Annotated in this window: 20 protein-coding genes and 1 tRNA gene; 4 read left to right on the top strand and 17 right to left on the bottom strand. The window is 65.2% G+C overall.

Going from position 1 to position 17,387, the window contains the following annotated elements; genetic code table 11:
- Positions 1-20 precede the first annotated feature (20 nt).
- Positions 21-1,511, top strand: a complete 1,491-nt coding sequence (locus JWN03_RS07515) for an amino acid permease (RefSeq protein WP_297611698.1) — start codon at positions 21-23, stop codon at positions 1,509-1,511.
- A gap of 63 nt (positions 1,512-1,574) precedes the next feature.
- Here the strand turns inward: JWN03_RS07515 and JWN03_RS07510 are convergent, their stop codons facing one another.
- From JWN03_RS07510 to JWN03_RS07495, 4 genes are all read right to left on the bottom strand, one after another.
- Complete coding sequence (locus JWN03_RS07510) at positions 1,575-3,728, bottom strand: ArnT family glycosyltransferase (protein WP_297611695.1); 2,154 nt, start codon at positions 3,726-3,728, stop codon at positions 1,575-1,577.
- Positions 3,729-3,794: 66 nt separating this feature from the next.
- Complete coding sequence (locus tag JWN03_RS07505) at positions 3,795-4,616, bottom strand: alpha/beta fold hydrolase (RefSeq protein ID WP_297611692.1); 822 nt, start codon at positions 4,614-4,616, stop codon at positions 3,795-3,797.
- Positions 4,617-4,817: 201 nt separating this feature from the next.
- Positions 4,818-7,040: a catalase/peroxidase HPI gene (gene katG / locus JWN03_RS07500; RefSeq protein WP_297611690.1), complete on the bottom strand. Its 2,223-nt coding sequence runs from the start codon at positions 7,038-7,040 to the stop codon at positions 4,818-4,820.
- Positions 7,041-7,080: 40 nt separating this feature from the next.
- Positions 7,081-7,518 carry a Fur family transcriptional regulator gene (locus JWN03_RS07495; protein WP_297611772.1) on the bottom strand — a complete coding sequence of 146 codons (438 nt, stop codon included), beginning with the start codon at positions 7,516-7,518 and terminating at the stop codon, positions 7,081-7,083.
- A gap of 132 nt (positions 7,519-7,650) precedes the next feature.
- Here JWN03_RS07495 and JWN03_RS07490 point away from each other — a divergent pair, with 132 nt between their 5' ends.
- Together JWN03_RS07490 and JWN03_RS07485 are read left to right on the top strand one after the other, a co-directional pair.
- Positions 7,651-8,295 carry a cyclase family protein gene (locus JWN03_RS07490; RefSeq protein WP_297611688.1) on the top strand — a complete coding sequence of 215 codons (645 nt, stop codon included), beginning with the start codon at positions 7,651-7,653 and terminating at the stop codon, positions 8,293-8,295.
- Between the two features lie 184 nt (positions 8,296-8,479).
- The gene (locus JWN03_RS07485) at positions 8,480-8,800 is read left to right on the top strand and encodes a hypothetical protein (RefSeq protein WP_297611685.1); all 321 of its coding nucleotides are present in this window, start codon (positions 8,480-8,482) and stop codon (positions 8,798-8,800) included.
- A 70-nt stretch (positions 8,801-8,870) separates the two neighbouring features.
- Here JWN03_RS07485 and JWN03_RS07480 read toward each other — a convergent pair whose 3' ends face one another.
- Positions 8,871-10,088 carry a L,D-transpeptidase gene (locus JWN03_RS07480; RefSeq protein WP_297611682.1) on the bottom strand — a complete coding sequence of 406 codons (1,218 nt, stop codon included), beginning with the start codon at positions 10,086-10,088 and terminating at the stop codon, positions 8,871-8,873.
- A gap of 303 nt (positions 10,089-10,391) precedes the next feature.
- On the opposite strand from JWN03_RS07480, the gene JWN03_RS07475 reads away from it, so the two are divergent.
- A tRNA-Lys gene (locus JWN03_RS07475) sits at positions 10,392-10,464 on the top strand.
- An 85-nt stretch (positions 10,465-10,549) separates the two neighbouring features.
- Here the strand turns inward: JWN03_RS07475 and JWN03_RS07470 are convergent.
- Genes JWN03_RS07470 through JWN03_RS07415 form a run of 12 tightly spaced genes read right to left on the bottom strand, consistent with a single transcriptional unit; the run spans position 10,550 to position 17,314 of the window.
- Positions 10,550-11,833, bottom strand: coding sequence for a tyrosine-type recombinase/integrase (locus JWN03_RS07470; protein WP_297611680.1), 1,284 nt, complete (start codon positions 11,831-11,833; stop codon positions 10,550-10,552).
- Positions 11,833-12,009: an excisionase family DNA-binding protein gene (locus JWN03_RS07465; RefSeq protein WP_297611677.1), complete on the bottom strand. Its 177-nt coding sequence runs from the start codon at positions 12,007-12,009 to the stop codon at positions 11,833-11,835. Before JWN03_RS07465 ends, JWN03_RS07470 begins: the two co-directional genes overlap by 1 nt.
- A 10-nt stretch (positions 12,010-12,019) precedes the next feature.
- Positions 12,020-13,822, bottom strand: coding sequence for a replication initiator (locus JWN03_RS07460; protein WP_297611675.1), 1,803 nt, complete (start codon positions 13,820-13,822; stop codon positions 12,020-12,022).
- A complete protein-coding gene (locus tag JWN03_RS07455) occupies positions 13,819-14,019 on the bottom strand; it encodes a hypothetical protein (protein WP_297611673.1) in 201 nt (66 codons plus the stop codon). Before JWN03_RS07455 ends, JWN03_RS07460 begins: the two co-directional genes overlap by 4 nt.
- Positions 14,016-14,204 (bottom strand): hypothetical protein, encoded by a 189-nt coding sequence (locus JWN03_RS07450; RefSeq protein WP_297611672.1) that lies wholly within the window; start codon positions 14,202-14,204, stop codon positions 14,016-14,018. Before JWN03_RS07450 ends, JWN03_RS07455 begins: the two co-directional genes overlap by 4 nt.
- Entirely contained in the window at positions 14,201-15,457 is a 1,257-nt protein-coding gene (locus JWN03_RS07445; protein ID WP_297611670.1) for an FtsK/SpoIIIE domain-containing protein, read from the bottom strand. The genes JWN03_RS07450 and JWN03_RS07445 overlap by 4 nt, the downstream gene beginning before the upstream one ends.
- An 11-nt stretch (positions 15,458-15,468) precedes the next feature.
- Positions 15,469-15,789, bottom strand: coding sequence for a hypothetical protein (locus tag JWN03_RS07440; protein ID WP_297611668.1), 321 nt, complete (start codon positions 15,787-15,789; stop codon positions 15,469-15,471).
- On the bottom strand, positions 15,789-16,085 hold the full coding sequence (locus tag JWN03_RS07435) for a hypothetical protein (protein ID WP_297611666.1): 297 nt from the start codon (positions 16,083-16,085) through the stop codon (positions 15,789-15,791). Before JWN03_RS07435 ends, JWN03_RS07440 begins: the two co-directional genes overlap by 1 nt.
- On the bottom strand, positions 16,085-16,318 hold the full coding sequence (locus tag JWN03_RS07430; protein ID WP_297611665.1) for a hypothetical protein: 234 nt from the start codon (positions 16,316-16,318) through the stop codon (positions 16,085-16,087). Before JWN03_RS07430 ends, JWN03_RS07435 begins: the two co-directional genes overlap by 1 nt.
- Positions 16,318-16,578, bottom strand: a complete 261-nt coding sequence (locus JWN03_RS07425; RefSeq protein WP_297611663.1) for a hypothetical protein — start codon at positions 16,576-16,578, stop codon at positions 16,318-16,320. The genes JWN03_RS07430 and JWN03_RS07425 overlap by 1 nt, the downstream gene beginning before the upstream one ends.
- On the bottom strand, positions 16,578-16,838 hold the full coding sequence (locus tag JWN03_RS07420) for a hypothetical protein (RefSeq protein ID WP_297611661.1): 261 nt from the start codon (positions 16,836-16,838) through the stop codon (positions 16,578-16,580). The genes JWN03_RS07425 and JWN03_RS07420 overlap by 1 nt, the downstream gene beginning before the upstream one ends.
- Positions 16,835-17,314, bottom strand: a complete 480-nt coding sequence (locus JWN03_RS07415) for a hypothetical protein (RefSeq protein ID WP_297611659.1) — start codon at positions 17,312-17,314, stop codon at positions 16,835-16,837. Before JWN03_RS07415 ends, JWN03_RS07420 begins: the two co-directional genes overlap by 4 nt.
- Positions 17,315-17,387: the final 73 nt, after the last annotated feature.

The following is a 17,387-nucleotide window of genomic DNA, read 5'->3' as shown; positions in this document are numbered from 1 at the left end:
TTTCAGAGAGGAAACCCCGAGTGGCGATAAGAAGCGGTTTGTTCCGCACCAAATCAGTTGAACAGTCGATCCAGGACACCGACGACCCGGATTCCAAGCTACGCAAGGATCTGACGGCGAAGGATCTCACCATCTTCGGTGTCGCGGTGGTCATCGGCGCGGGCATCTTCACCCTCACCGCCCGCACCGCGGGCACGGTGGCGGGACCGTCGGTATCGCTCGCCTTCGTCTTCGCGGCGATCGCGTGCGGGCTGACGGCGCTCTGCTACGCCGAATTCGCCTCGACCGTGCCGGTGGCGGGCAGCGCGTACACCTTCGCCTATGCCACCTTCGGCGAGATCATCGCGTGGATCATCGGCTGGGACCTGATCCTGGAATTCGCCCTCGCGGTCTCCGTGGTGGCCAAGGGGTGGTCGCAATACCTGGGCGAGGTGCTCGGCTCACACGCGCCGGTCATCACGCTGGGCTCGATCCATTTCGATTGGGGCGCAGTGCTGATCATCGCGGTGGTCGGCGTGCTGCTGGCCACCGGCACCAAGCTTTCGTCGCGGGTGTCGGCGATTGCGGTCGCCATCAAACTCGCGGTGGTCGCCCTGGTGCTGGTGGTCGGCGCCACCTATTTCAAGGCCTCGAATCTGACGCCCTACATTCCGCCGTCACAGCCGTCCGCGAAGGCGGAAGGGTTGCGGCAGTCGCTGTTCGCGTACCTCACCGGCTCCGGCGGCACCAGCTTCGGCTGGTACGGACTGCTGGCCGCGGCCAGCCTGGTGTTCTTCGCGTTCATCGGATTCGATGTTGTCGCCACCACCGCCGAGGAGACCCGCGATCCGCAGCGCAATGTCCCGCGCGGCATCTTCGCCTCGCTGGCCATTGTCACCGTGCTCTATGTCGCGGTCTCGCTGATCCTCACCGGCATGGTGCCCTACACCGCGCTCGCCGACGGGAATGCCACGCTGGCAACGGCTTTCGCGCTGAACGGCGCGACCTGGGTGAAGAACATCATCTCCATCGGCGCGCTGGCCGGCCTGTCGACCGTGGTCATGGTCATGTTCCTGGGCCAGACCCGGGTGCTGTTCGCCATGGCCCGCGACGGCCTGCTGCCCCGCAGCCTGGCCCGCACCGGTCCGCACGGCACGCCGGTGCGGCTGACCGTCATCGTGGGCATCGCCTGTGCGCTGCTGGCCGGATTCGTCGACTTCGGCACGCTCGAAGAGATGGTCAATATCGGCACACTGGTGGCCTTCGCACTGGTGTCGATCGGCGTCCCGATCCTGCGCCGGACCCGGCCGGACCTGCCCCGCGGCTTCCGCGTCCCCTGGGTGCCGCTGGTCCCGATCCTCGCCGCGCTGTCGTGTCTGTGGCTCATGCTCAATCTCTCCATCGAGACCTGGCTGCGCTTCGTCATCTGGATGGCACTGGGCATGGTCGTCTATTTCGCCTACGGCCGTAAGCATTCGGTCCTGCGGCGACAACCGGCGCACGACGACCACGCCGTCGCACCGGTGCCGTAGCCCGGCCGGACGCCGGCGAACCCGTCCACACCATTGTGGACGGGTTCGCCGCGGTTCCGTATATCAGCCCGTGTAACCCGACAGGTCGTATACGGTGGTCGACCCGACGGTCACCGGCTTGAAATTGGCTGCCACCCAGTTGGTGATGTCGGTGTGGCCGTTGCGGCCGAAACCGCCACCGGCATTTCCGGCAGCCGGATCGCCGGGTGTCGTACCGGCAGGCCGTCCGGCACCGCCGTTGTCACGTGCACCACCGGTGGTGTTGTCGTGGGTAGCGCCACCGGTGGCTCCGGGCACCGCACCGCCCGCATTACCGCCACCACCACGGCCGCCGTTCTGCTGCACCAGGTAGTAGGTGACCTGATGGTTCTTGACGTAGTCGATGAACTGGCTCAGCGTCGGCGTCGGATCACTGCCACTGAAGCCGCCGATCGCCATAACCGCTGTGTTGCTTGCCAATTCCAGACCGGCGGCGGTGGACGAACCGTTCGTCGCTGCCGACCACTTGGTCGTCGTGTTCTCGAGCAGGCCGTCCAATTGCGGATTGCTCTGCCCGCCGCCGCCGAAACCGCCCATGCCGCCACGGTTTCCGTTCGCGGTGTGCAGCACCGGGCCCACCGTCGGACCGCCACCCTGATGCGCCACACCGATCGTGGTGACCGCATAGGCCGCCGAGCCGCCCATCGCACCGATCAATCCGGCAATCAAGGCCACCACCGCTACCCGCTTGCGGACCTGTCCGTTCCACGGAATCACCAGTGCCAGCGTCGCCAGCAGGGTGACCACCAGAATCGTGATCCGCAGTGCGGGCATCCAGGCGGAGTTGCGGTCGAGCAGTATGTAGCTCCAGATGCCGCTGGTGGCAATCAGCGCCGCCAAACCGATACGGCCGAACCAGCTTTCCCGTGCACGCCACATCTCGAAGACGCCGATGGCGAACATGCCGCCGATGGCGGGGGCGATCGAGAGGCTGTAGTACGGATGGATCGTGCCCTGCATATAGCTCAGCACCAGACCGTCGATGACCATCCAGCCACCGAAGATGATCGCACCGGCCCGCACCATATCGGTACGCGGCGCCCGGCCCCGGGAAACCAGGACGAGCACGAAGGCCAGCAGTGCCGCGGGCAGCAACCAGGCGATCTCGAAGCCGAATTCGCCACCGAACAGCCGGCTCAGACCATGACTCTGGCCGCCGAAGCCGCCGAAGCCGCCACCGCGCTGAGCCGCGGCATCCGCGCCCTGTGCCGCACCGTGGGTCGCACCGGGGACTCCCGGGGTCTGCCCCGGAATGTTCTGACCGGTCGGGGGCACCTGCGGTGTCGTCGGTCCGGCACCGCCGCGGCCGCCACCACCGTGATTACGGCCGAGCACTCGCGCAAATCCGTTGTAGCCCAAGACCAGATTCATGAAGTTGTTGTCGGTCGAACCGGCGATGTACGGCCGCGAGGAAGTCGGCCACAACAGCGTCACAAAGACGAACCAGCCGGACGAGGCGAGCAGCGCGACCGTCGCGCCGAACAGCTGCAGCAGGCGCGTACGAATCGGATTCGGTGCCGCGATCAAGTAGGCGAGCCCGAGCGCCGGGAGCACCATCAAACCCTCGAGCATCTTCGCCAGGAAGGCGAAGCCGAGAGCCACACCCGCCAGCATGATCCACATGGTGGCGCCGCGCTGCAGGGCTCGCACCGTGCAGTAGGCCCCCGCCATCATCAGCAGCACCATGACGGCATCGGGGTTGTTGAAGCGGAACATCAAGGCCGCGACCGGCGTCAGCGCGAGGACTGTGCCCGCCACCAGACCGGCCGTGCGGCCACTGATCCGGGTCACCGCGCCGTAGAGCAGGGCGACCGCGGCGACCGCCATCAGCGCCTGCGGAATGAGCATGCTGGCACTGCTGAATCCGAAGATCTGCCCGGAAAGCCCCATCACCCACTGCGATACCGGTGGCTTGTCGACGGTGATGAAGTTGCCCGTATCCAGCGAACCGAAGAGCAGCGCCTCCCAGTTCTTCGAACCGGCCTGTGCCGCACCGGCATAGAACTGATTGCCCATGCCGTTGATGGTGATGTTCCACAGATACATCACCGCCGTCCCTACGAGCAGGACCCCTAGCGCGATTCGCTCCCAGACCGTGCGATCCCAAGTGGTCCGCCGGCGCGGTGCCGCGGAGGACTCCGGGTTCGCCCCGGGCGCCGCGTCGATAGTCGTAGTCACCTCACTATTTACGCAACCGCAGCGGCGAGGGCCCTGGGAGCGAGCCGTGAGGTTGCTGCGAGCGTTTCAGTCCAGTGATTCGACAAAGTCGGCAATCGCGGTAGCGATGACCTGCGGAATCCGGCGCGGCAGCTGATGACCGCCGCCGTGCACCAGCTCCAGGCGCGAGCACGGCAGCTGCTCGTGCAGTGCCCGGGCGGTGGCCACGGGCACGACCTTGTCGGTCGAATCGGCGACGACCAGGGTCGGCACCGTGCTCTCCTGCAGGGCGGCGATCCAGCGCTCGAAACCGTGCCGGAGCTCACGCTGCTCGAACAGGAAGCTGCGCCACACCGCACCGTGCGCATGGTGGATCTCGGCCAGCGCCTGCCACGAGGGATTCGCATTGTGATCGGGATACCTGCGCGCCAGCCACGGCAGCAGCGACCAGGCGGTCACCGAAATCATCGGCCCGGCCACGGGTGCGGCCAGCATGGTGTCCCAGGGCGTCAGACAGCCGGGCCCGACACTGGCGAGCAGTACCAGGCCACGCACCCGCTCCGGCGCCATCGCGGCGGCCGCGAGCGCGACCCCGCCGCCGTAGGAATGCCCGACCAGGACGGCGTCGGCGATCTGCTCGCGTTCCAGGCGCTCCACCAGCCAGCGCGCATTCTCCTCGACAGTTGTTGCCGGACAGGGGTTTTCGCCGTATCCCGGGCGATCCAGCGCCATGGCGTCGATCGAACCCGGTAAACATGCGATGACCGCGTCCCAATCGGATCGATCACCGGGCTGGCCGTGCAGCAGCACCACCGGCGCACCGCCCGGCGACCGCACCGACGGGACCTGCGCCGCACGGACTTCATCGATCCGGTGCACTCGCCCCCACAGCAAATCCCCCGCCCTCATCACCGACCGCCTACTGACTGCCATTGTGCGGCTCCGTTCGGCTCGTCGGACGCGAATAGCTCGCGTAATCAGGGTAAACAGCGACCCTGGCGACCAGCTGGACACTTCCTGTGCGGTGGGTGAGCGCTAACCCGGGCAAGCAACAGCCCCGGCCCTTGCGGACCGGGGCTGCTCCCGTAGTTCGAACCTTATGACAGGCGATCAGGCCAGATCGAACCGGTCGAGGTTGGCGACCTTGGTCCATGCGGCGACGAAGTCCTCGGCGAACTTCTGCTTGGCGTCGTCGGTCGCGTAGACCTCCGCGAGCGCACGCAGCTGCGAGTTCGATCCGAAGAGCAGATCGACGCGGGTGCCGGTCCAGCGGACCTCACCGGTGGCGCGATCCTTGCCCTCGAAGGTCTCCTCATCGGACGAGGTCGGCTCCCACGTGGTGGCCATATCGAGCAGGTTCACGAAGAAGTCGTTCGTCAGCTGACCCGGGGTCGAGGTGAAAACGCCCAGTGCGGACTGGTTGTAGTTCGCACCCAGTACGCGCAGACCACCGATGAGCACCGTCAGTTCCGGAGCGCTCAGGGTCAGCAGGTTCGCCTTGTCGATGAGCAGGTATTCGGCCGGAAGCCGGTTGCCCTTCGCCAGGTAGTTACGGAAACCGTCGGCAGCGGGCTCGAGTGCGGAGAAGGACTCCACATCGGTCTGCTCCTGGGTGGCATCGGTACGGCCCGGAGTGAACGGCACCGTGAGGTCGAATCCCGCGTCCTTGGCAGCCTTTTCGACCGCCGCGACACCGCCGAGCACCACGAGATCGGCGAAGGACACCTTCGCGCCGGCGGCATTGAAGGACTCCTGAATGCCCTCGAGCGCCCGAATCACCTGGGCGAGCTCGTCGGGATTGTTTGCCTCCCAACCACTCTGCGGCGCGAGACGGACACGCCCGCCATTGGCGCCACCGCGCTTGTCGCTGCCACGGAACGACGAGGCCGCCGCCCATGCGGTCGAGACAAGCTGCGAGACAGTCAGACCCGACGCCAGGATGGTGCTCTTCAGCGCGGCGATATCGGCCGCGCCGATGAGCTCACCGGTCACCGCGGGAACCGGGTCCTGCCACAGCAGGGTCTCCTGCGGCACCAGCGGGCCGAGGTAGCGGACGATCGGACCCATATCGCGGTGGGTCAGCTTGTACCAGGCCTTGGCGAACTCGTCGGCCAACTCCTGCGGGTTGGCCAGCCAGCGCCGGGTGATCTGCTCGTAGACCGGGTCGATACGCAGCGACAGATCGGTGGTCAGCATGGTCGGCAGCTGCTTCTTCGACGAGTCGAACGCATTGGGAATGATCGCTTCCGCGTCCTTGGCGACCCACTGGTTCGCGCCGGCGGGAGACTTGGTCAGCTCCCACTCGTAGCCGTACAGGGTCTCGAGGAAGGTGTTGTCCCACTTGGTCGGAGTCGGCGTCCAGGTGACCTCGATGCCACTGGTGATGGCGTCCTTGCCGACGCCGGTGCCGAACGAGCTCTTCCACCCCAGGCCCTGCTCCTGCAGCGGGGCGGCCTCCGGCTCCGGACCGACATGATCGGCCGGGCCCGCGCCGTGCGTCTTGCCGAAGGTGTGACCGCCGACGATGAGCGCTGCCGTCTCGACATCGTTCATGGCCATGCGCAGGAACGTCTCACGAATATCGGTCGCCGCCGCCAGCGGATCCGGATTGCCGTTGGGGCCTTCCGGATTCACGTAGATGAGGCCCATCTGCACTGCTGCCAGTGGGTTTTCCAGGTCGCGCTTACCGGTGTAGCGCTCGTCGCCGCCGAGCCAGGTCTGTTCGGGACCCCAGTAGACGTCCTCCTCGGGCTCCCACTGGTCGACGCGGCCGCCACCGAAACCGAAGGTCTCGAAGCCCATGTCCTCCAGCGCGACATTGCCGGCGTAGACGATGAGGTCGGCCCAGGACAGCTTCTTGCCGTACTTCTGCTTGACCGGCCACAGCAGGCGGCGGGCCTTGTCCAGGCTGGCATTGTCGGGCCAGCTGTTGAGCGGCGCGAACCGCTGCATGCCGGCGCCCGCTCCTCCGCGACCGTCATTGATGCGGTAGGTGCCCGCGGCATGCCAGGCCATCCGGATGAAGAACGGGCCGTAGTGGCCGAAGTCGGCGGGCCACCACGACTCGGAGGTCGTCATGACGGACACGATGTCCTGCTTCACCGCGGCCAGATCGAGGGTCTTGAACTCGGCGGCGTAGTCGAAGTCCGCACCGAAGGGGTTGAGGACGTCCGGGTTCTTCTGCAGGATCTTCAGATTGATCTGGTTGGGCCACCAGTCACGGTTGCTGCCACCTTCGACCGGGGGCTTGAGACGACCGTGCGCAACAGGGCAACCGCCCTCCAGGGCAGGTTCGGTCTGGGCCTCACCGATGGGCGGATGTTCAACGGTCACGGGGCATTTCCTTTCAGGAGTGGATGTGTCGGGGCTGTGATCACGGATGTGATCGCGACGTCTGTGGTGTCGAGCAGTCGGGGCACACGCCCCAGTAGATGACCTCGGCCTCGTCCAGGACGAAGCCGTTGTCGTCGGAAGCGGTCAGACAGGGCGCCTCGCCGACCGCACAGTCGACATCGGCAATAGCGCCGCACGACCGGCACACGACATGGTGGTGGTTGTCCCCGACTCGCGTCTCGTAACGCGCCACCGAACCCATGGGCTGAATCCGGCGCAGCAGACCGGCATCGGTCAATACCCGCAGCACGTCGTAAACAGCCTGATGGGACACGGTGCCGAGCGCTTCGCGGACGCGCCGCAGAATTGAATCCGTATCGGAGTGCGGGTGGGCTTGAACCGCACTCAGCACCGCTACCCGCGGCGCAGTCACACGCAGGTCTACCCCGCGCAACATGCGCCCGAATTCCGCTGCCATGGACACGTTCCGAAGTATGACTCATTCCAGTATCGGGCGGGATGGTTTTCGCGAACCATTTTCACCCCTTCCGAAAGCTGGAATTTCGTAGTTACCTACGACTCACGACCGAAAATCTCCCGGAGGCTGACCATGCGCATCATCGATCTGTCGGTTCCGTTGCTGAGCGGGATGCCCGTGTATCCGGGCGATCCGGAGGTGCGGATCCGGCCTGCGCTGACCGTCCCGGTGGACGGGGTCAATGTGCTGCACCTGGAGATGGGGTCGCAGAGCGGGACGCATGTGGATGCGCCGGCCCATATAGATGACTCACTGCCGACACTGGACGCGCTGCCGCTGGAGCGGTTCAACGGGCCGGCGGTGGTCGTGGATGCCCGGGGGCTGGCTGCGCGCGCTGCGATCGGACGCGAGTATTTCGAGGGCAAGATCGCGGCCGGGCAGATCGTGCTGATCGCCACGGGGTGGTCGGAGCACTGGGGAACACCCGCCTACCTGGCACATCCGTATCTGACGCCCGAGGCGGCGAGCTACCTCGTCGAGGCCGGGGTACGGACCGTGGGGATCGATGCGCTGAGCGTGGATCCCACTCCGGCGCAAGACATTCCGTCGCATAAGATACTGTGCGGCGCCCATGCCGTGATCGCCGAAAATCTCACCGGCCTGGCCGCGGTGCTGCAGGCGCAACAGCAGGGCCTCGGCATAGAAGCATCCCTGTTCCCCCTCAATCTGCCCGGCGCAGACGGAGCACCCGTGCGGGCCATTGCTCGCGTCGGGTGATCGACGGCCCGTATCCGCATGTGACCGGTGCATCTCTGTATTGGATACTGTGGCGCATGCCACGTGATCTTCGTAGACTGCATGGCAACACGGGGGAGTCGGGGCCCCCGACCCGCGCTCGATCAAGGAAGACCCTCACGTGAAGCGTTCGGCCGTAACGACTCTGCTAGCCACCGCAGCCATCATGACCGCAGCTCCCGCTGTCGCCTCCGCGGAAATCACCCTCACGGACGCATCCACCACCACGACTACGGGCGATCCGCTGGAGGCTTCGGTCACCGGTTCGGCGTCCGGGTCCGCCAAGACCGGTAGTGCCGGCGGCCTGGCGACCACGGGGTCGACCGGCACCGGATCCTTCGGAATCCCCAACCTCGACAAGCTGCTGCTCGGCAATTTCAAGACGCTGTGCGCGGTCACCGGTAGCGCGTCCACCATTGTCGGCAATTCCAGCCTCGGCTGCGGCAGCCTGACCGGTGGCGGCAATCTCGGATTGCCCTCCCTGTAGTTTCACGATTCGCATCGAGCACGAGGAAGGGGCGCCGGCTTTCGCCGGCGCCCCTTCCTTGTTGTCTGCCTCAGCGGTTGTCGTCGGCGTTGCCGGCCTTCCACTGCGGCCACGGCACATTCCAGTCGCCCAATCCGTCCACGCCGGACAGGGTGCCGCCGACGGTGTTCTTGACGATGGTGATGTCGCCGCGCTTGGCGTTCTGGTACACCCAGTGCGCGTTCTCCGGGCTCAGGTTCAGGCAGCCGTGGCTGGTATTGCTGTAGCCCTGCTGCCCGACCGACCAGGGCGCCGAATGGAAGAAGATGCCGGAGTAGGAGATCCGGGTCGCCCAGTCGACCGGGGTCTTGTAGCCATTGGGTGAGCCCACCGGGACGCCGTAGGTGGAGGAATCCATGATGATCTTGTCGAACTTGTCGCCGACGATATAGATGCCATTGTCGGTGGGGGCGCTGTTCTTACCCATCGAGGTCGGCATGGTCTTGACCACCTCGCCGTTCTTCTCCACCGTCACCATTTTGGTGTTGTCGTCCGCGGTGAAGACCGTCGCATCGCCGACGGTGAAGTTCGAAGTGATGTCGGAATCGCCGACCAGGCCGTTGCCCAGATCCCGGCCGTACACGTTCACATTGATATCGACCCGGGTGCCCGGAGCCCAGAAATGCTCCGGCCGCCAACGCACTTCGCGATTGTTCACCCAATAGAAGGCGCCCTCCACCGCGGGCGTGGTGGTGATTTTGATCGCGTTCTGCGCGGCCGCGCGGTCCGGAATGTTCTCGTCGAACTGCACCGCGACCGGCTGGCCGATGCCCACCACCTCGTTCTCGGCGGGCAGCAGATACGGGTGCGTGCGATTTTTCGGCGAAATCGTGCTGAAGCTCATAGTCGACTTGGTCGCACCGCCGAGGCCGATGGCTTCCACCGCCAGCTTGTACGTGCGCGCAAAGCCCAACTGCTCGGTCGACGTCCAGGTCAGGCCGTCCGGCGACAACTCCCCCGCCACCGTCTTCCCGTCCGGATTGGTCAGCGCAACATTCGTGAGCTTGCCGTCCTCGACCTTCAGCACCAGCGGATCACCGGGCGAAATCCCGCGGTCGCCGTCCTTCACCGGCGACACCAGCTTCGGTTTCACCAGCTCACTGACCGGGTTGGAATCGATAACGACCGAACCCGAATCCTTCGAAGAGTTCCCGGAAGTGCACGCCACCAACGCAAGCGCGAGCACCGACAAGAGTGCGGCCGATCCCCGCCACTGCCTCGAACGGCGCCGGCCCTGACCAAAGCTCATTACAACCCCACTTCACGTCTCGGTACGTAGTCGTCTCCGAGCGCATTCGGCCCCGACCACGCCTGCTCGACCACCATGCCCGCCGGGAGCGGCCACGCGCCAGCGCCGCCCGGCCCCCGCAGGGCTCGACCGTTTCATCCCCACCGCCCCCCGATTCGTTAACACTCCCCCCAGAGATCTTCGAAGTCCACAAACACGCAGCTCAAGGGGACGATTTCACTTTTCCGCGCCGAGCCTGTTAATGTTTCTTCCGCACCGCAGAGAGGCCGAAGCCGCAAGGCAGAGACCCCAATGCACAGGCATGCGCCATTAGCTCAATTGGCAGAGCAGCTGACTCTTAATCAGCGGGTTCGGGGTTCAAGTCCCTGATGGCGCACAGCAGGTCAAAGGCCCGTATCAGCCGAATTCATTCGGTCGGTACGGGCCTTTGACGACTCTTCTGACGACAATGCGCCACCTTTTCAGGCGATTTCGTCATCCCCACCCTTCACCAAGGCGTCCATCCCGCCGAGCGCATCGCGGCGTACCTCCTCGATCACCTTCATGTAGGTACTCGTGGTCACCGTGATCGAGCTGTGCCGCAGAATCCGTTGCACCGTCGCGGCATCCACCCCCTGAGTGAACAGCAGCGTCGCGCACGAGTGCCGCAGATCGTGCAGGCGAATCCGCCGGACACCCGCCCGCCGACACAACCGCTCGAAGGCCCGATTGATGTTCCGCGGAGACAGCGGCGTGCCGTTCTTGGTGGTGAACACCAGCCCGCCCCGGTTCGCCTTGGCCTCGATCGTGTTCGCGCGCTGATCATCGCGGCGTTGCCGAAGCAGCCGAACCATCTCCGGCGTCAGCGGCACCCAGCTCTCCGACGAGTCCGTCTTGGGCCGCAGGAAAATGGTTTCACCGCCGACGCGGTGCAGCGCCTGCGCGATATCGAGCCGACCACGGACGAAATCGACATCGACCCACCGCAGACCGAGCGCTTCCCCACGGCGCAGACCCAGCGACAGCGCGACCACCCACAACGCATGCAACCGATCCTTGCGCGCCTCGGTCAAGAACAGGGCCGCCTCCTGCGCGGTCCATTCGCGCGGACGCCGTTCGTCCCGTGCGGGCATCCGCACCTGCCGGGCCACATTCCTGCTGACCAGCTCCTCCTCATTCACCGCGTGCTGGAGTGCCGCCCGCAGGACCCGCAGCAATGCCCGCCGGGTGCCGGCACTCGGGCACTGCTCGCAGCAGTCCTTTGGGATCCGCGCACAACAACGCGCCTTACTCACGTCGACCGCGCTCGGGTCATCGGGGTCGAGCGTGCGCCTGGCATCCTTGCCCTGCACACAGCATTGGCATTGCGACGCGAGCCCGCTCAGCCAGGTGCGGACCTGCTGCGCCTGCAACACCCGCAGCTTCTTCCTGCCCAGCCCCGGCACCAGGTAGAGACGCACCAGCTGTTCATAGGAACGGTACGTCGTCGGCCGAACCTGTTGTTGCGCAACATCTTCGAGCCAATGCTTGAGGTACTGCCCGACCGTCACGGTAGTCACGTCCACCGGCATTCCCTTGCGCTGCAGCTCCTTCAACCGGGTACGTTCGGCATCGGCCTCGTCCCAGGTCACCCCGTAGACGCTGATCCGCTTGCGCCGCCCGTCCGGGGCATCCACGAACAGCTTCAGCTCGAAACGGCCGTCCTTGCGCGGGCCGATCGTGCCCGACCCATTCGGATTGCGTTGCTTACGCTCTCTCTTGGGCATCACGCCGCCCCATCGATCAGCCCGGAAACGTAGGCGTCGAAGGATTGCCGAACGATTCGCCGACACCGCCCCAGGGTCACCGACTGCACCTCACTGGCCCAGATCAGTTGGTAGATCATCCACCGACTGACCTTCAGTTCCTCCGCCGCTTCCTGAACCGTCATGAACTTGCCCATGACCATCCCCCTACCCTTCCTGTGCTGCCGTAGTGTTTGACGAAACATGTTGTGACCCTGGCGGTTCCGCCATCGCTGCCTTGGCTTCCAGGTATTCGTTCTGCCACACCGAGCGCTGCGCGATGGCAGAGAGGATCAGCTGCCCGCGCGGAGGAACGTCCGGGTCACCCGGTTCGACGAGGCGCACCACCCAGTCCTTGGACCGCTCGGCCTTGGCGATACCGACCGCCGTGAGGACTTGCCGAACGAATTCGACCCGATCGGCCTTGTGATCCGGCAGTGTCTTGTTGCTCCAGCGGCGCGAGACCAGCACCCGACGACCCCGCAAACCCAGGGTGTCGCGGCGATGCGCGTTGCTCTTGCAGCGTCCGGGCTTGGTCGCCGCCTTGGCACCCCGGGGGACGATGCCGTACCGCAGCCACACCGCGCACTTCTCCGAACACGGGGTGCGTTGGAGCTCCGCGTGCAGTCGTTCGTAGTGGCGGCGGGTCCGCTCGTTCGGAGCCTCGAGGACTTCGGCGATGGACTTGGTCAGGTACTTGGTCAGATACCCGATCAGCCGGTTCGCGTCTTTCGCGACAACACCTTTGGCTTTGCCGGGACGGACCGGGCCGACCTCACCGTCCGGGTCGGTGTCGCCGATGTCCTGGCGGTCGATCTGCACACCCCAGCGAACGACGTGCGCGGGTTCGAGATCGTCCACCTCATCCATCAGCGCCATCACGTCATCGAAGCCGGGCAGCCGACACGGTTCACCGGTTTCGGGGTCCCGCTTATCCGGGTCCACGAAAGTGCCGGCGGCGTGATCCCACACCGGCATCCGGTCGTCGGTGTACAGCTCGTGATCGAAGTGCGGCCACCACACGCTGTGATAGGTCCCCGCCTTGATCTGCTCGATCAGGGCATGCGGGTCGGTACCGCGAATGGCGATGTGCGCGTGTGGAGCCGCCCGTCTTTGGGGTTCCACGGCGGCGAAGTACTGCACATCCCGCCCCGCTGCCCGCCGCCAGTTCTGCATGGTCCGGTCGAAGAGCCGGGGGAAGAACATCGCGTCCCGCGCGGCACGGCGGTAGTCGTAGGTCTCCGGGTCCACCGGAGAACCATCTCCACACACCTTGCCGTTCTTGTCCTTCGCGCCGTCGCGATGGCACCGGCCGTAGGAGTCCATCGTGAAGGTCACGAACATCGAGGGCTGGTGCTTGTCGGCGAACTTGCGCCCGAGGGTGGCCTTGTCAATCTTCTTGCGTGGCAGGTCCGGCACGTCCTGGCGCCGCTTGGTCGAGCGGGACCGCTTGGGCTTGGCCACCGCATCCAATCCCGGCATCCGTCCCCGCATCCCGGACTCACGCAACGCGGCATCGAGTTCGTGAACCAAGCCGCGGAACGCTTCCGCGAGTTCCTCATCCCCGTCCGCGCGTGCTTTCTTGTATTCCTCCGCCAGATCCGCCCGATAGGTCAGCAGACCCATCTGTTGCTCGGTGGGATCGCGGGTGTCGTCGGCGGGTTCGGTGAGCATGTGCCAGCCCTCGCTGCACTGCGTGAACCGCAACGCTTTCGCCTTCGCCGCGCAACTCGGGCAGTCCGATTCCCTGGTCGATTTACATGCTGCCCCAACATATTTCGACTCACCCGTGTCGGGGTCAAATGTGCGCATCGGGATCGGGTGCTTGCACACCCCGAACTTCTCCGCGACCGATTCAGCGATGTCGTACACATCCGGCAGTGCACGCCGACCCGCCGCCGTCTCCCGCACCGAGGAGACGAGGGCGGTCTCACCGGAGAGAGCATCTCCGGTGAGACCGCCCGTCGTCATTTCCGCCTCCGACGCGTCGTCTTCGGTTCCGGCGCGAACAGGTCCAGCTCCAGCTGATCGGAGCCGTCACCGCGCAGGTCCTTGCCCCGCCGCCGCGCCTTGCCCGCCGCCACCTGCTCGGCCGCTGCTTTCACGACCGGATTCACCGGTGAAGCATGGGATTTCGGCTCATCTGCTGGCCTCGTTCGGGCGGTCATGACTTGCCCTCCTGCGTGGTCGGCAGAGCGAGGTCTACGTACACACGCACCCCGAACCCCCGCCGATCCGGATACGGCCGCTCATCCACCAGAATCCGGAATTGCTTGGACGCCAACAGCTCTGCCAGAACTATCGTGATATCGCCGAGTTCGCCCGCGAGCCGCAGCTGCACCTTGCCGTTCATGCCGCCACCTCCTGTCCAGAATCGGTTGTGTGAGGGTTGATTGCGATAGGTGAGGGAACAGGCGCATAGCGCCCCACGATGTCCTGGACGTCGTCATCGGTGACCAGGAACGCGCGTGCCCGGGTGATCGAGGTCGAGCCGTCCTGCTCCACGAACGCGACACCGGGTGTGGTATCGGGGATTTCGTCGCAGCGTGCTCCACGATCGCGAGCACCCGCACCGAAGACCATGTTCATCTGACTCGGTTCGTCCAAGCGCAACCCGATCCGCAGCGGGTAGAGCTGCCGTTGCGGCATGGTGTCCTTGGACGGATCCTGCACACACCCGATCAGCGAGATACCCAGCGCGCGGCCCTGACTCAGCAGTAGCCCGTGTAGTTCCTCAAACTCCTCCCGGATCTTGCGGGAGGCGTACGCGGTCAAGCTGGCCGCCTCATCGATGATGATCACGATCAACGGTTCGGCCACGGTCGGCACATGCTTACGGATACCGGCGGCGAACAGGGCCGCTTGCCGTTCCCGCATCACCGCGACCGCCTCGGTCAGCAGCGCGAGCACATCCTCAGCGGTCTTGTAGGCGAAGCGGACGAACAGTTCCTTGCCCGGACCGAATTCCACACCGCCTTTCGGGTCCACGCACCACACGTCCACCAGCCCGGAACGGATGGCCGGGCCGAGACCATGCAGGATCGCCCACAGCACACCGCCCTTGCCCGAGCCGGTAGCGCCGACGATCAGCAGATGCGTCCACAGAATCGCCAGCAGCCACGGCGAGCCCGCTTCGGTGATACCGATCCGTACCGCTCGGAGGTCCACGTCATCGGGGACCGCTACCGGCAACGTTGCCGGTGCAGCGAGGACATCAGATGTCCTCACCTCCAAGCGGATTCGGGAAGGCTCAGGGGAAAACGCGGTCACCTTGGGTGCCTTCAGGGAGTGCGCCATCGCATCGAGGGTCTCCTTGTCGGTCCAGTCCTTCGTGGACTGACCACCCACCAGCGTCAATTCCGCTTCCAAGCCTTGGTTCGTGTAGTCCCACCACTCCAGCCGGGGGAACCCGCGATCGACCGCAGCCAGATTCAGCGTGACCAGCATCCGATTCCGCACGCCGTTGTCCGCGAGATTCCGTACCGCGCACCGCAATTCGATCGGAGCGGCGGCGATGATCTGCGCCAGCGATTGCGACCGAGGCCCGCGCAAGCAGGCCAGGGCCACCGTCGCGGCGAGGGCACTCACCAGGAGTGCCCCAACCATGAATCCCATTGCTACCGCCCCGATCCCAGTTCACAGAACAGACGGCACAGCTCACCCGGTGTCGGCAACGGCGGCTCATTGCACAGGAACGTGCAACCCGGTGCGCTGCTCGGTGACGACGGGGCCGTACCGGACGGCGAGGTCACCGGTTCCGGATCGCAGAACATCAAGCACGGCGTCCCGGTCGAGGTCGAGGCCAGCGAGGCCACCGGAGTCACCTGCACCGGGTCCGAGTGATGCCCGAACGCCAGCAGGAAAGCGGCCGGCACTATCCACACCATCGCGACACCGGTCAGGACCGCCACCCAGGTGTGATAGCTCTTCAAGCTCATCACGCCACCTCCCCGGACTCATCGGAGGCAACTACGCCGAGACCGGGAAAGGTGATCTGATCATTGAGCCGATCCAGGCCGTACGCGATGATGTCCATCCGGTCGCGCAGCAGCCAGAATTCATCGGCCTGTTCCTGCGCCAGAAGCGCATCCCAGAGCTGACTGATCCAGTACTCGTGCAGATAGACCTTCTCCATGAGCACGAGAACCTTGCCCGCCCCGATGCCCAGCAGGCCGAGGAGAGTCACCAGGGCGAGCGCCAGAACCGACCACTCGGCAACATCCTGCAGATGCATCACGCCACCTGCCCCTCAGCCGGAGCGGACACTTGCGCACGCAACGCAGCTTCCACCGCATTCACGAAGTTCCCGACCATGGCCGCAGCCATCGACACCGGGATGTACATCTCCCCGGTCCCGGCCACGATCAGGACCATGTCGACAGCGTCGCTGTAGTAGATCTCGATCCGCTGATCATCGAGGCCCTGATGGCAGCTGGAAGACACCTGCATCCAGACGTGGTCGCTCATCACGCCACCGCCTTCGCGCCGGTGACCGAATCCTTCAGCGTCACAGCGTGTTCGACCAGAGCCACCGCGATCGACTCCATCAGCACGTGCGCGTCCTCGATCTCCAGAACCAGTGAGCCGGAACTGAAATCGACCGACACCGCCGCCGGAACCTCGATCCCGGACCGCTTGGACGTGCCGTAGTAGTACCGATGAGCCGCCACATAGCGGACACCCCGCAGGCGCTCATCACGACTGTCGGCGTAGACCTTCACGCTCATCACGCCACCGCCTTCGAATCGAAGGTGACGTACTCGGCGTAATCGTCTTGAGCCAGCACGCTCGGCAGCGCCTCCAGCAGATCTCGGGCATCCGAGACCGTCAACGCCACACGGGCATCACCCAGCCGGAACGACACGCACGCCGGGATGTCCGCCGAATACTTGTCATTCGCCCCGTAGTGGAAGACGTGCGCCGCCTCGTACTTGATCGCACGCAACTCTCCACCGACATTCGGGATACTCACCGACGACGACATCACGCCACCGCCTTCGCATCAGCAGCGGACTTATCCGAACGAACCGGACGCGAGGCAGGCACATCCATCGGCGGCAGCTTCGAACCCGAGGTATCGCCCTTGATCCCGGTCGCCCAGTAGGCGAAGGTCATGGTGGCGAAATCTCCTTGCACGCTGGCACGTACCTCTACGGTCACGCCCTCCAGCTGGATCGGCCGCACATTCGGCGTGATCTCCTGCGTGACCGGCACCGGCCGCACATCCGCCAAGAAGATCAGGTCAAGGCCCGACTGCTTGCCCTTGACGTCCAGATCCAGGTCCATCAGCCGGGCCTTCCACTTCAGCTGGCCCGTCAGCTCATCGCGCTCCTGTTCGGTGGTGTACGCCCGACGCCGACTGTCGTAGGTGAAGACCGGCTCGACCTCTCCGACCAGCAACGCGCCCTTCTCGAACGCCGCCTCGAACGGAAGCGCAAAACGATGCTTCGACTTGATACCCATCTCTTGAACTCCTTTATGCCACAGTCACTTTCGTGATTCCTAGGCAATCGGTGATGTAATACTCACTAAGGAT

Source organism: Nocardia sp. (assembly GCF_025465275.1).
Taxonomy (GTDB): Bacteria; Actinomycetota; Actinomycetes; order Mycobacteriales; family Mycobacteriaceae; genus Nocardia.
This window is presented reverse-complemented; position numbering and strand designations above follow the sequence as displayed.

Coding starts and splice junctions, on each gene's coding strand:
- JWN03_RS07440 (WP_297611668.1), bottom strand. CDS start 15,789: ATGAGCTTGAAGAGCTATCACACCTGGGTGGCGGTCCTGACCGGTGTC.
- JWN03_RS07445 (WP_297611670.1), bottom strand. CDS start 15,457: ATGGTTGGGGCACTCCTGGTGAGTGCCCTCGCCGCGACGGTGGCCCTG.
- JWN03_RS07465 (WP_297611677.1), bottom strand. CDS start 12,009: ATGGGCAAGTTCATGACGGTTCAGGAAGCGGCGGAGGAACTGAAGGTC.
- JWN03_RS07490 (WP_297611688.1), top strand. CDS start 7,651: ATGCGCATCATCGATCTGTCGGTTCCGTTGCTGAGCGGGATGCCCGTG.
- JWN03_RS07415 (WP_297611659.1), bottom strand. CDS start 17,314: ATGGGTATCAAGTCGAAGCATCGTTTTGCGCTTCCGTTCGAGGCGGCG.
- JWN03_RS07485 (WP_297611685.1), top strand. CDS start 8,480: ATGACCGCAGCTCCCGCTGTCGCCTCCGCGGAAATCACCCTCACGGAC.
- JWN03_RS07480 (WP_297611682.1), bottom strand. CDS start 10,088: ATGAGCTTTGGTCAGGGCCGGCGCCGTTCGAGGCAGTGGCGGGGATCG.
- JWN03_RS07495 (WP_297611772.1), bottom strand. CDS start 7,518: ATGGCAGCGGAATTCGGGCGCATGTTGCGCGGGGTAGACCTGCGTGTG.
- JWN03_RS07505 (WP_297611692.1), bottom strand. CDS start 4,616: ATGAGGGCGGGGGATTTGCTGTGGGGGCGAGTGCACCGGATCGATGAA.
- JWN03_RS07435 (WP_297611666.1), bottom strand. CDS start 16,085: ATGCATCTGCAGGATGTTGCCGAGTGGTCGGTTCTGGCGCTCGCCCTG.
- JWN03_RS07455 (WP_297611673.1), bottom strand. CDS start 14,019: ATGACCGCCCGAACGAGGCCAGCAGATGAGCCGAAATCCCATGCTTCA.
- JWN03_RS07425 (WP_297611663.1), bottom strand. CDS start 16,578: ATGAGCGTGAAGGTCTACGCCGACAGTCGTGATGAGCGCCTGCGGGGT.
- JWN03_RS07430 (WP_297611665.1), bottom strand. CDS start 16,318: ATGAGCGACCACGTCTGGATGCAGGTGTCTTCCAGCTGCCATCAGGGC.
- JWN03_RS07450 (WP_297611672.1), bottom strand. CDS start 14,204: ATGAACGGCAAGGTGCAGCTGCGGCTCGCGGGCGAACTCGGCGATATC.
- JWN03_RS07460 (WP_297611675.1), bottom strand. CDS start 13,822: ATGACGACGGGCGGTCTCACCGGAGATGCTCTCTCCGGTGAGACCGCC.
- JWN03_RS07470 (WP_297611680.1), bottom strand. CDS start 11,833: ATGCCCAAGAGAGAGCGTAAGCAACGCAATCCGAATGGGTCGGGCACG.